9 protein-coding genes and 1 pseudogene are annotated in these 12,270 nt (G+C 66.9%); 3 read left to right on the top strand and 7 right to left on the bottom strand.

The annotated features are described in order from the left end of the window. Positions 1–19: 19 nt before the first annotated feature. Both ACFXNW_RS17590 and ACFXNW_RS17595 read right to left on the bottom strand, forming a co-directional pair. A complete protein-coding gene (locus ACFXNW_RS17590; RefSeq protein WP_379418750.1) occupies positions 20–418 on the bottom strand; it encodes a PPOX class F420-dependent oxidoreductase in 399 nt (132 codons plus the stop codon). Positions 419–536: 118 nt separating this feature from the next. Further along, a complete protein-coding gene (locus ACFXNW_RS17595) occupies positions 537–1,013 on the bottom strand; it encodes a DUF1772 domain-containing protein (RefSeq protein WP_379418751.1) in 477 nt (158 codons plus the stop codon). Positions 1,014–1,419: 406 nt separating this feature from the next. Between ACFXNW_RS17595 and ACFXNW_RS17600 the strand changes: the two genes are divergently transcribed. Then, complete coding sequence (locus ACFXNW_RS17600; RefSeq protein ID WP_379418752.1) at positions 1,420–3,042, top strand: DUF222 domain-containing protein; 1,623 nt, start codon at positions 1,420–1,422, stop codon at positions 3,040–3,042. 364 nt (positions 3,043–3,406) lie between these two features. Here the strand turns inward: ACFXNW_RS17600 and ACFXNW_RS17605 are convergent. The 3 genes and pseudogenes from ACFXNW_RS17605 to ACFXNW_RS17615 all read right to left on the bottom strand — a co-directional run bounded on the left by ACFXNW_RS17605 (position 3,407) and on the right by ACFXNW_RS17615 (position 6,139). Then, positions 3,407–4,466, bottom strand: a pseudogene (locus ACFXNW_RS17605) (FAD-binding protein). Next, positions 4,397–5,137 carry a MerR family transcriptional regulator gene (locus ACFXNW_RS17610; protein ID WP_379418753.1) on the bottom strand — a complete coding sequence of 247 codons (741 nt, stop codon included), beginning with the start codon at positions 5,135–5,137 and terminating at the stop codon, positions 4,397–4,399. Before ACFXNW_RS17610 ends, ACFXNW_RS17605 begins: the two are co-directional and overlap by 70 nt. Before the next feature lie 66 nt (positions 5,138–5,203). Next, on the bottom strand, positions 5,204–6,139 hold the full coding sequence (locus ACFXNW_RS17615; protein WP_379418754.1) for an alpha/beta fold hydrolase: 936 nt from the start codon (positions 6,137–6,139) through the stop codon (positions 5,204–5,206). Between the two features lie 166 nt (positions 6,140–6,305). Here ACFXNW_RS17615 and ACFXNW_RS17620 point away from each other — a divergent pair, with 166 nt between their 5' ends. Further along, positions 6,306–7,445, top strand: coding sequence for a DUF2235 domain-containing protein (locus tag ACFXNW_RS17620; RefSeq protein ID WP_379418755.1), 1,140 nt, complete (start codon positions 6,306–6,308; stop codon positions 7,443–7,445). Between the two features lie 13 nt (positions 7,446–7,458). On the opposite strand, the gene ACFXNW_RS17625 is transcribed toward ACFXNW_RS17620, so the two are convergent. Then, a complete protein-coding gene (locus ACFXNW_RS17625) occupies positions 7,459–8,898 on the bottom strand; it encodes an MFS transporter (RefSeq protein ID WP_379418756.1) in 1,440 nt (479 codons plus the stop codon). 83 nt (positions 8,899–8,981) lie between these two features. On the opposite strand from ACFXNW_RS17625, the gene ACFXNW_RS17630 reads away from it, so the two are divergent. After that, positions 8,982–9,797, top strand: a complete 816-nt coding sequence (locus ACFXNW_RS17630; RefSeq protein ID WP_379418757.1) for a helix-turn-helix domain-containing protein — start codon at positions 8,982–8,984, stop codon at positions 9,795–9,797. 18 nt (positions 9,798–9,815) lie between these two features. On the opposite strand, the gene treY is transcribed toward ACFXNW_RS17630, so the two are convergent. Then, positions 9,816–12,212, bottom strand: coding sequence for a malto-oligosyltrehalose synthase (treY, locus tag ACFXNW_RS17635; RefSeq protein ID WP_379419082.1), 2,397 nt, complete (start codon positions 12,210–12,212; stop codon positions 9,816–9,818). Between the last annotated feature and the right edge of the window lie 58 nt (positions 12,213–12,270).

A 12,270-nucleotide genomic window follows, 5' to 3' on the forward strand; every position in this document is an offset into this window, starting at 1 on the left:
CATCGCCCACGACGCTTGACTACTCGGCGCTGCGGCTGGTGAAGTCGAAGGATCCGCCGTCGATGCCCCAGGAGATGATCCGTTCGGGGTGAATTCGGATGATCGTGCGTTCCTGGGGTGGAAACGGTGGCTCCTCGTCATCGAGCGTCTCGGCGGTGCCGCGTACCTCGATGCCGCGAATTACGTATGGCTCCATTGAAACCTGTTGGTCGATGACGAACGACACCCGGCTGCCTGCTTCGACGTTGCGGTACTTCCGACTGGTACGCATCCGCATGCCCCCGATGTCGATCGTGCCGTCGGCGTTCACCCGATAGGCGGTCGGATTGTTCTGTACGACGCCGTCGGACGACACCGTGGCCAGCCGGCCGATCCCGGCCTCGGCGAGGAACTGCTGTTCGGCGATGGTGAAGGTCATGTCAGTACTCCTCAGTGAATTCGATATCAGGTGTGCCCCCGGCGATCAGTCGGGAGCTGTTGAGTGGGACAAGCGCAAGCTGTCGCCTCGCGACTCCGAATTGCCCCGTGCTCCGAGATCAGAACAGGATCAGCGCGGCACACAGTCCGGCGATGGCGATGAACTGCAGGGTGACCCGGTATTTCAGGATGCTGTCCCACTTGTCCTGTAGCGCACGGGCATCGGCCGGAATGATGCCGCTCTGGGCGGCGGCGGTCTGCTGGGAATTGATCGGCTTGGCGATGCGGACGTAGAAGGCGAGCCAGGTGAGCAGTGCCGCCACCGTGATCCCCGCCGCGACAGCGGCGCCGATCTGCCCGGCCAACAGCGCGATCAGCAACGTCAGCACCGCGGTGACCACACCGCCCGCACCGAAAACCGGCATGCGCTTGTCGCCGTAATAGTGACCCCATCCCGCACTGATGGTCACGGTCGCATCATCGAGCTTGCGATACACGGACCGGGTGATCACGGCCCCGCAGACATCGGTGCCATAGACGACGGCATTGGCGAGAACGGCGACGGTGGCGATGATCTGGCCGGTGACAATGAGCATTTCAAGCTTCCCTTCCCATATTCTAGCAGCGCTAGAAACTGGAGCAACGGTAGCATCCGTCCACGCCCGCTGTCTAGCGTTGCTAGATTTCGTCTCGCGACTGCGGGTCGCGCTCGAATCGGCAAGCTGCACATGCCTGTTCCGGTCGAGTGAATGTTGTTGCCCGGCAGGTCCTGCCTTGACTCGGGTGAGTGCCCCTCGCGATCACGTGTCGCTGCCCCCGTAGAAGCACGTTCATTCGCCGCATGTCGAGCGCACCGATCGGACGGGTCCACCGGTTCGTGGCACTGGACCATTCAATAACTCGGTGCAGCAACGCAATTCGGACATTTGTCCAGTGTGAAGATGTAGATATCAGATGGGGTTTTCGCTGTTGCTGGGGCGTAGCTTGGGATAGAATTCGAACATGAGTTCGAGTGTGGGAATCGGAGAAGGCGCAGCCGCCCGGCTGCATGCCGCCATCGCCGACCTGTTCGACGAACCGTTGACCCCGCTGACCGACGACGGCGTCATCGACCTGATGCGAGACGTGGAACGCTGCACCCGAATGCTGACCATGGTGCGCCACCGCCTGCTCGTCGAAGCCTCCGATCGATCCCTGCCCGCCCGATACGGGTCGAAATCATTGAAGCGGTTCCTGATGGAAACCCTCAACCTCGCCGGCGCGGACGCGGGCGCCCGCGTACACCAGGCACAGACGGTGGCTACGTTCCACGACATGGCCGGTGAGCCGGTCGACCCGCTACTACCCCACACCGCACAAGCATTGACGGCCGGCGACATCTCCGCCGACCATGCCCGCGGTATCACCACCGTCCTCAATCGGGTTCCGCGCGGCGCTTCGGCCGATGACCGCGCGGCGGCCGAGGAGGTCCTGACCGAGTTCGCCCGCTCCGGTTCACCGGACGATATCGGCAAGGTCGGCGACAAAATCCTGGCCTACCTCGACCCCGACGGCCACCTCACCACCGACCACGACCGCGCCCGCATGCGCGGCATCACCATCGGCCGCCAACGCCCCGACGGCATGAGCCCCATCCGCGGCGACATCGACCCCGTCCTGCGCGCACTCCTGGATCCATTGCTGGCCAAGTACGCACGACCGGGCATGTGCAACCCCGACGACCCCACCAGCCCAACCATCAGCGCCACCGGACCGGCACAAGATGTCGGCAACCCGGCGACCGGCCGCGTCGCATGCTCCAACAGCCCGGCACCCGGACCCGCTCACCCAGCGCCACGCACCACCGCGGCGACGTGGCCCGAGCGCCCCGCCACCGGTTCGGCAGCGGTGGACCCGGCGGTGCTGGCCGAAGCTGCTGCCCGCGACCACCGTTCTCCCGCCCAACGCAACCACGACGCGCTCAAGGCCCTACTGGAATCCGGCGTCATCGCCGACCAACTCGGCACCCACCGCGGAGTACCAGTGGCAACGATCCTCACGATGGCGATCGACGATGTCGAACGTGATGCCGGGGTAGCGACCACCGCCACCGGCGGCACCGTCCCGATCCCCGACGCCCTGGCAATGGCCGAACGGTCACAACCATGGCTGGCGGTCTTCGACCACACCGGAACACCACTACACCTCGGCCGAACCAAACGCCTTGCCTCGCGGGATCAGCGGTTGGCGTTGATCGCTGCGCTGAAGGGCTGCTCGCGCCCGGGCTGCAATGCTCCGGCGAGCCTGTGCGCGGTCCACCACGTCCTCGACTACCGCAAGAACGGCAGCACCGACATCGAGAACCTCACCCTGGCCTGCGATGCGTGCCACGCGCTGATCCATGACGGGCCCGGCGGCTGGAAAACCCGTATCGAAGGCCCTCGCTCCCCGTATGCCGGGCGCACGGCGTGGATTGCCCCACCTCATATCGACCCGCAGCAGAAACCGCGCATCAACCATCGGCATCACGCAAACGAACTACTCGCCCAAGCGTTGTCGCGCATCCACGTTCGCAACGAACACGCCCGCGAACAACACCGACAATGGCGCCGCCAACAAACGCAGCCACAACCTGCGGCGGCCTGACAGCCGGGATGTCCTGAGGCGCACACGGTCTGGGTGTGGCCTACGATCTCCTGCTGCACACAGCCCGACCGTCATCCTTGTCCAGCACGAGCACCGGCACGCCGTGTAACCGCAGCTCAGCCGCCGGCATCAGGTCGGTCGGCGCAGCACTTCCGATCGAAGATCTGCGGCGGAGTGGTATGCCCTGGTGCCGACATCCTGTTGTCACCATCTGCGGTGATCGCTTTCCGGCGCCGCGCCTACAACCGGCTCGGGTTCGCCCTCCAGTTCGGCGATGTGCGCTACCTGGGGTTGTTCCCGGCCGATCCGCTGGATGTACCGACCGAGACCACGAGAGATCACCACTCGCACAGGGCGTTCGGCGTCACAAGCGAATACCACCCGGCTCGTCGTCGACCAGCCGGAGCCTGCGGGCGAGGTCGGAGACGAACACCCGCTCCGGGTCGGCGGCGTCGCGGATGCGTCGCCACTCATCCAGACGGGGGTACATGGCTCGCACCATCTCCGGTGTCGTCCGGGATTCCTTCGCGAAGTACAAGCGCCCGCCGGCGGCGAGAACCCGCTGGTCCAGTTCGGTACAGAACTCGTTCATCCCGGCTTTCATGGTGAAGTCCAGGCTGAGCATGTAGCCCGGATGTGGCCAGGACAGCGGCGCCCGGCTGCTCGAGCCCATGCGCTTGAAGACGTTGAGGAACGAGTGGTGTCCGGAGTGGCGATAGCGCGTACCGCGTCGGCGAGCTGGTCCGCGGCGCCGAACGGCATCGAGAACTGGTACTGCAGGAATCCGCCGCGGCCGTAGGCGCGGTTCCATTCGCCGAGTAGGTCGAGCGGGTGCAGGAACTGGGTGATGTTCTGGATGAGTCCGCGCTGGTTCTTCTTGAAGGTGCGCAACGCGACCTCGCCGGCCATCCGGGTGGTGAGGCTATTGACCATGCCGTTGGGGAAAAGGTCCGGCATGGTCAGCAGCTGAGGCGCGTTGAAATGCAAAGGATTCCGGCGCAACTTCGCCGGCAGCTGGTCGACAGTGGCCAGGGAGCCTCGACTGAATCCTGCGCGCCCCAATTTCGGGCCGGTGCTGATCGTGTCCGGAACAGCGACGGAATACTCATAGCCTTCGTCGGAGCCGTTGGTCAGCAACTCCATGGTCTCGACAGTCCGTGGGGTCGTGCCGCCCGCATGAGCTGATCCAGACTGACCCCGGCATCGGCCTCGACGATCGCAGCATCCGGGTCGATCACATGGATGCGATCGAAGGCGGTCATGTCGACGACCAGCCCGCCACCATTCTGCGCCGGATCGCCATAGCTGCGGCCGAGCCCACGAGCGATCACCCCTCGCGGACCGGCAGTCCGCCTCAGCTCTCCTGCCCGGCGGCGCGGCGGCGTTCGGCGCGGTAGGAGAGCGCTTCGACGATGCGTTGCCAGGCCGGTGAGGGTTCCTCGGAGATCCGGGAGAAAACGAGTTTCAGGTGCCCGGTCCGGCCGGTGTCCTTCTCGTGTCGGATTTTCCAGGCGTCCAGGTCGTCGATGAGCTGGTCCAGGCGTGGATCGTGCGGGTTCCAATCGACCGACTCGTCGCAGGTGCGGTACAGGCGCGTGGTTTCCGGGTCGTCGAGGGCGGCGTTCTTGTCCCGGATGCGTTGCGGTATCGCGCGGGGTTCGACCGCCTGCATCAGGATCCAGGAATCGCGTTCGAGTTGCACCCTGCGCTCGCTGACCCCGAGACTGCGCATCCGGTCCAGAATGGCGACCACCTCAGCGGGCAGGACGAGACTTTCGCCGCCGGCCAATGCAGCGATCCGGCGGCGGTTTTCGGTGAGTTGGTCGATCTTGTGCTGCAATTCGGCGTCGATATCGGTGACTGCTGCGGCGAACTCGCCCGGCTGGGCGTGCAGCAGCGCGTCGATGCGGGCCAGCGGAACACCGGCGTCGGCGAGGGTTTTGATCCGGATGAGATCCACCGCCGCCTGCGCGCTGTAGCGGCGGTAGCCGGAGGCATCACGTTCGGGCTCGGGCAACAGGCCGACGTGGTGGTAGTGGCGAACGGCGCGCACGGTCACGCCGGCGGTCGCCGCGAGCTGGCCGATCGTGAGCACCGTCCTCCTCGGGCATTGTGAAAGATGATCGTGGCGAGTCTAGGGGGATGGCACCTCGGCGGAGCTTTACGGAGTCGCTGGGGTGAACTCGGCGCGAGCGACCTGGTCGAGGACGTCGCGGATCGCCCGGACCACGGCATCGGGGCGGTCGAAGCAGAGCCGGTGGTGCAGGGTGTCGGAGATGATGCGTTGTTCACCATGCGAGACGGCGTTCACCAGGGTCGCGTCCATTCGTGTCCTGCCGTCATGCATGAGTTGCAGCGTCTGCTCCGAGATCATCGCCTGCTGAGCGGAATCGGTGCCCACCACACTGAGAGCGACCATCGGGACGTCGGGAATATCCGGCCCGGCCCGCAGTTCGGTGGCGAGTGCGGCCAAACCGCTGCGCTCCGCGACGCCGACGAGTGCCCATTCGTCGCTGAGCTTGGCGGTGATCAACGATTGCCGCAGATGCTCCGGGTAGTCCGCGAGCGACTCGGCGTACATCGCGCGCAGGGCCGGGCGCATCTGTTCGAGCTGCTCCAGATCGGGTGCGGACTGTTCGGCGGCGGCCAGGCTCGCCTCGGCGGGCATGAACTCGTCCCAGTCGCGGTGCAGGGCGTCCAGCCAGACCAGACCCGCCACGTCCTGCGGGTACAGCTGCGCGAACCGATGCGCGTAGAACCCGCCGAGGGAGTGCGCGGCGAGAACATAGGGGCCGGCGATGTTCTGGGCGCGCAGCAGCTCGTGCAGTTCCGTGGCAACCGCGGCGGCGGTGCGCGGCAGCGATAGGGGGTCGCTGTAACCGGTGCCGCCGCGGTCGTACACCACCGCGGTCGTGAACTGCGAAACCATCTGCTGGACACCGAAATAGTCCAGGCCCACCGCGCTGGCGCCCGGCAGGAACACCACGGCCGGGCCGCCGCTACCTGATCGGTGCACGAAGATGCGGCGGCCGTCGACCTCCTGGAACGCTCCGACCGGGGGAGTGAACCGAGTGGGGGAAGTGCTGTTGTTGGTCATGTGACAAGACTCCAACCCTGACGCAGGGTCAAGGTCAACCCGGGAAGCGTCCGGGTGGTTACGGTGGCACAGGTATTCGGGTGATTAACAGCCCCGGGGGCGGGAACGAATATTCGGGTAGTCGAGTACGCGGGTCCCGGAGGGGGCGCGGCGGGAGGATCGGGTTATGAAACGTCTTGTGGTGTGCTGCGACGGCACCTGGAAGGCCGAGTCGAGCACGACGGTATCCAACATCATCAAGATCGCGCAGACCATTCGGTTCGAGACACCGGATGCGGAGGGCACGCCCGTCCATCAGTGGGTCACCTATGTGCCAGGGCCGGGCACGCAAGGGTTTATCGCCGACCGGTTGATGGGCGGCGCGTTCGGGCTGGGGCTGGAGGCGAACCTGTCGGCCGCCTACTGGCATCTGGCGCTGAACTGGGAGCCCGGCGACGAGATCTTCATCTTCGGTTTCAGCCGCGGCGCCTACACCGCCCGCAGCCTGGCCGGGTTGATCGGGCGGATCGGCATCATGACGCCGGAGGCGATGATCGACGGCAAGTATCCGCAGGCGCTCGCCATCCACAAACAGCCGGTGCCGCCGGATGGGGTCACGCCTGCGCAGTGGGAGGACTTCCGTCGCGAGAACTGCCATCCGGGCCCGGCGAAGATCGATTTCCTCGGCGTCTTCGACACCGTCGGCGCGCTGGGCGTGCCCGGGCTGACATCGCTGCGGCACAAGTTCCACGACGTCCGGTTGGGTACGAACGTGCACTGCGCCCGGCAGGCATTGGCCATCGACGAACGCCGCCGCAATTTCGAACCCTGCCTGTGGGAGGTTCCGGTGGAGCCGAATGTAAAGTACCGCAGGGGTTTCCAACGGGTCAAGCAGGTGTGGTTCGAGGGCGTGCACAGCGATATCGGCGGCGGTTACGCCGAATGCGGGCTGTCGGACATCACGCTGCGCTGGATGGTGGCGGAGGCCGAATCGGCGGGTTTGGTGTTCGATCGTGACCGGCTGGAAAGCCTGTCCGAACGCTGCGGCGGCGCCGACCATATGCGTAGGCACGATTCGCTCGGCATCGGTTACCGCATCCTGAATCTGATGCGTACGCTGCGCAATCCGCGAAGCCCGCGATTCCACTGGGATTCCTGGCGCAAGCTCGGCGTCGCCGACGATATCGGCATCCGCCTGGCCTCCTGCACCCAGGACGGCGACTACGGTCCGGTGAATATCCGTCGCTGGCGCGAGGACTTCGGCGGGATGTTCCCGGAGGATCTCATCGAGAAGACCGTCCCGGTGAGCGCCGAACTGGGGCAGTGATCAGGCGTGCGGATCAGGCAGCTGTGCGGGCCTTCGGTCGGTCTCGCAGCAGCGTGGCCACGAGGACGGCCCCGACGGCGACGAGGACGCCGGCGACGGTGAGTGCGTAGGAGAACCCTTCCGTCGCAGCCTGCCGCTGGTCGAGCGAAGCGTCCGACGTGTCGGCGCGGTGCGCGGCGAGGGTCACGAGTACCGCGATACCGACCGCCCCGCCGAGTTGCTGGACCGAGCCGAGCACGGCGGAGCCGAGTCCGGCGTCCTCCTCGGTGGTGCCGCTGAGTGCGACGACCGTGAGCGCGGGCAGGCTCAGACCGCACCCGAGCGCGGTGACGAGTAGCGCGGGCAGCACCCCGGAGACATAGCTGTCGTACGGGCCGACGCCGGACAGCAGAAACAGTCCCGCCGAGCTGATCAGCAGCGCCACGACCAGCGCAGGGCGGGTGCCGAGCCGTAGCACCGCGCGCGAGGACAGCCACATCCCCGCGAGAATCGCCGCGCCGAAGGGGAGGTAGGCCAGGCCGGTGATGAGTGGCTCGTAGCCGAGCACGGTCTGGATGTGCAGCATCAACAGAAATGCCATGGCATAGAAGGCGGCGGAGAACAACAGGATCACGCCATTGGCCACGGCGCGGGGCCGGACGGTCACAAAGGACAACGGCACAAGTGGCTCGGCGGTACGTGTCTCGACGGCCGCGAATACCACGGCCAGCACGGCGGCGAGGACCAGTGGGATCGTGGAAGCCATATGACCCCAACCGGTTTCGGATGCCTGCAACAGTCCGTGTACGAGAAGCATCAGTGCGCCGGTGATCAGTACGGCCCCGGGAACGTCGATCCGGCGATGGGATGCGGCTCGGCTTTCTGCGACGAGGCGGGGGACCAGCACGAGGGCCATGAGGGCCACCGGCAGATTGATCAGGAAGACCCAGCGCCAGGAGGTCAGCCCGGTCAGCACACCGGAGATCACCAAGCCGAGGCTGCCGCCGAGCGCCGCGACTCCGCCCCAGATCCCGATGGCCTTCGCGCGCTCCCCGGCTCCCGGGAACAGCAGCGTGAGCAGGGCGAGTGCGGCCGGGCTCGCCATCGCCGCACCGGCCCCCTGAATGAACCGGCCCGCCACCAGCTGCCAGGGTTCCTGCGCGAATCCGCAGAGCGCACTCGCGGCGCCGAAGAGCGCGACACCGCAGAGGAACACGCGGCGGCGGCCGATCAGATCGGCGATTCGACCGGACAACAACAACAGCCCGCCGAAGGCGAGGAAGTAGGCATTGACCACCCAGGGCAGACCGGCATGACTGAATCCGAGCTCGTCGCGGATGGTCGGCAACGCCACACTGACCACATTGTCGTCGAGCACCAGCATGAACTGCACGAAGCACAGCACGATCAGAGCCATTCGGCGCCGCCCGCCGCCCGGGGCCACGCCCCGGTCCGTAGTGGAAATCATTGTCATGAAACCACCGTGTCAGGTGGGCATCGTGGCCGCGATAGGCCACCAGGCCATCTGATATCGAGTTGAGGACATACCCTGGGAGGGTGTCCGAGCCTGTGATGGGAACCGCGCCGACCGGAGTGGGTGCGATCGCCGTCGGGAGATTTCCGCTGCCCGCAGGCCAGTGGATACCGCCGCACTACCACCCGCAGCACCAACTGGCCTGGACCCGCAGCGGCGTGCTCGGCGTCGCTGTCGACGACGCGTACTGGGTGCTGCCGCCGACTCGGGCGCTCTGGCTACCCGCCGGTGTCGTGCATCGGACCGGAGCGACCCGCGATGCGGTCCTGCGCAGCCTCTACTTCGAACCCGGCCGCTGCGAGGTGGCATGGACCGAGCCCACCGTGGTGGCGGTCGATGGTCTGCTCGCACATCTGATCGCCCACCTCGCCCAACGGAGTCTGCCCGATGACATGCGGTTACGTGCCGAGGCAGTGGTCGTCGACCTGCTTCGCCCGCTGCCCGTCACGCCTATCGTCGTTCCGCGGCCCGTGGACGAGCGGGTGCGTGCGGTGGCCGACGGACTGCTGGACAACCCTGCCGACCCACGGAGCATGGACGCGCATGCGCGGGCAGCCGGAGTCAGCAGGCGTACCCTCAGCCGGCTGTTCGTACAGGACACCGGCATGAGTTACGAACGGTGGCGGACCCACGTGCGGCTCCAGGCGGCACTGGTGATGCTGGCCGAGGGCAGGCCGGTGTCCCGGGTCGCACACGACGTCGGGTACGGGACCGCCAGTGCCTTCCTCGCGGCCTTCCGGCGCACGGTCGGAACCTCGCCGGGACGATATCTCGGGCGCCACGGGGCCGACCTGGTCGCGGGTGCGACCGCCGACCGGCGGAGTGCGGGCGCGGACTGACTCAGAGGGGAGGCGCGCTCAGCGCACCAGCAGCGCCACCGGCAGCCGGGCGAACAGCTTCTCCAGCCGGGCCCGTCCCTGGAAGGTGTGCCCGGTGAGCCGGTCGGTCCAGGTGCCGGGCGGCAGATCCATGACCGTGTCCGCCCACCCGTTCTCGGCGAGGGAAACGCTGTGCCGGGTCGCCGCCACGATGATCTCCGGCGCCTCGCCGGTGCGGCCACGCGCATAGGACACCAGCTTGCTCGCCTGCTCACCGGTCGCGAACAATGGCAGATAGGTGCCGCCGACGAAGCAGTCGGGCCGTTCCCTGCGTAACCACAGCGCGTAGGCGACGATCCACATCTTCGCAGCGCCGGTGGTGTCCAAACCGGGTGTGCCGGTGAGTGATTGCAGCATGCCGACACGGGTCGCGAAGTCCACCGGGCGCCGGTTGTCCGGGTCGACCAGCGAGTCTTCCCACAGTTCGCAACCCTGATAGATGTCCGGGATGCCGGGCCCGCACAGTTGCAGCAGTTTCTGCGAGAGCGCGTCGGTCCACGCGTGCGGCGCCAGTTCGTGCACCAGGTCGCCGAGACCGGAGCCGACGGGGCCGTCGATCACCGCGTCCAGCCAGGTGTGCACCGAGGCCTCGAACTCGGGATCGGGTTCCTCCCATGAGCTGTGTTCGCCGGCTTCGCGTATCGCCTTCTCCGCGAACCGATGCAGTCGATCCCGCAGTCCGGGCACCGATGCGGCGGGGCGCCCGTCGGCGGGCCACACTCCGAACATGTTCTGTAGCAGGAACAGCGTTGTCGCGCCGTCCGGGCCGGGGGTGGACTTCTGCCAGGTCGCCACCGACCGCGCCCACCGCGTCGCCACCTGCGACAGCACTCCGATGCGGGCGCGCACGTCCTCACCGCGTTTGGTGTCGTGGGTGGACAGCGCGGTCATGGTGGCAGGCCAGCGTTGTGCGCGTTCGCTGTTGGCGAGGTGGAACTCGTTGAGCGAATGCCCGAACCGGCCCGGGTTGCCGCCCACCTCCTGCAGCGACACCAGCCGTGCCGCCCGGTAGAACATGGTGTCCTCGACGGCCTTGGCGGTGATCGCACCACCGACCTGGCTGAACCGTACCGCCGCCTCGCCACCGGCGGCCAATGCCGCCACCAGCACCGACAGCGGTGCGGTGAGTTCGCTGTTGCGTTTCTCCACGTCGGCGACGACGGCCCCGGCCATCCCCGCCAGCGGGGCGTAGTCCACCCGGTACACCGGCAGGAACGCCAGCACCTCGATGGTCGCGTTGGTCAATGCCATATCGCTGATGCCGGAGGCGTCGAATCCGTTCACGCCCGCGTCGCGTTTGACAGCCGCCACCAGTCGCCGGATCTCGGGCGCCAGAATGCTCTCGGCGACGGCGCGTTTGATGCGGTGCTGCTTCTCGCCGATCCAGGCGCGGTCGCTGCCGTGCCCGGCGAAATGCTGGGACAGCTCGGTCAGCGTCCGTTCGCCGTCGGGGTCGATCAGCACACCGCCGATATCGGCGAGGGCGTCGTAGCCGGTAGTGCCGTCGATGGGCAGTGTCGCGTCCAGGGGTTCCCGGTTCGCGAGGATCTTCTCCACCAGCAGCAGGCGGTGCGGGCCGATGAGACTGCGCAGCCGCGACAGGTAGGCCGCGGGATAGGACAGGCCGTCGGGATGATCGACCCGCACACCGTCGATCAGTTCGTGCTCACACCACGCCGCCAGCTCGCGGTGAGTGGCCTCGAAGACCTCCCGATCCTCCTGACGCAGCGCCGCCAGACCGCTCACCGCGAAGAACCGGCGATAACTGCACAGCCCGGATTTCCAACTGACCAGCCGATAGTGCTGCTTGTCGTGGATGCGCAGCGCGTTGTCGCCGTCGGTGTCGGGGGCGATGGGGAAGCGCAGATCGTGCAGCGCAAGCATCGGTTCCGGACCGGACCGGTCGACGGTCAGCGCCGCCGGATCGTTCTCGTTCTGTAGTACCGGCAGCGCCAGCCGCCCGCCCGCACCGTTGGCCGGGCTCCAGTCGATATCGAAGTAGTGCGCGAACTGCGAATCCGGGCCGTGTCGAAGCACATCCCACCACCACGCGTTCTGCCGCGGATCGCCCACGCCCACATGGTTGGGGACCAGGTCGATGATCAACCCCATGCCACGGCTGCGCACCTCGTCCGAGAGCGCCTTGAGCCCGCCTGGCCCACCGAGCGCCGCCGACACCGTGGTCGGGTCGGTGACGTCGTAGCCGTGGGTCGACCCGTGCGCGGCGGTCATCACCGGCGACAGGTACAGATGCGAGACACCCAGCTGTTGCAGGTATTCCGCGATGGCGGCTGCGTCGGCGAAGGTCAGCGCGTCCGGGCGTAGTTGCAGTCGGTAGGTACTGCGCAGCGGCGTCGACCGTGCCGGGCGGCGCATGGACTGCGGATCGGTGAGATGCGTGGCGGTCAGGTTCTTCTCGGTCATGTTCGTATCG

Source organism: Nocardia sp. NPDC059180, from assembly GCF_042754945.1.
Classification (GTDB): domain Bacteria; phylum Actinomycetota; class Actinomycetes; order Mycobacteriales; family Mycobacteriaceae; genus Nocardia.

Bases quoted from the DNA above. Each gene is read 5' to 3' on its own strand.
- ACFXNW_RS17590 (WP_379418750.1), bottom strand. From the start codon at position 418: ATGACCTTCACCATCGCCGAACAGCAGTTCCTCGCCGAGGCCGGGATC.
- ACFXNW_RS17620 (WP_379418755.1), top strand. From the start codon at position 6,306: ATGAAACGTCTTGTGGTGTGCTGCGACGGCACCTGGAAGGCCGAGTCG.
- ACFXNW_RS17615 (WP_379418754.1), bottom strand. From the start codon at position 6,139: ATGACCAACAACAGCACTTCCCCCACTCGGTTCACTCCCCCGGTCGGA.
- ACFXNW_RS17600 (WP_379418752.1), top strand. From the start codon at position 1,420: ATGAGTTCGAGTGTGGGAATCGGAGAAGGCGCAGCCGCCCGGCTGCAT.
- ACFXNW_RS17595 (WP_379418751.1), bottom strand. From the start codon at position 1,013: ATGCTCATTGTCACCGGCCAGATCATCGCCACCGTCGCCGTTCTCGCC.
- ACFXNW_RS17625 (WP_379418756.1), bottom strand. From the start codon at position 8,898: ATGACAATGATTTCCACTACGGACCGGGGCGTGGCCCCGGGCGGCGGG.
- treY (WP_379419082.1), bottom strand. From the start codon at position 12,212: ATGCGCCGCCCGGCACGGTCGACGCCGCTGCGCAGTACCTACCGACTG.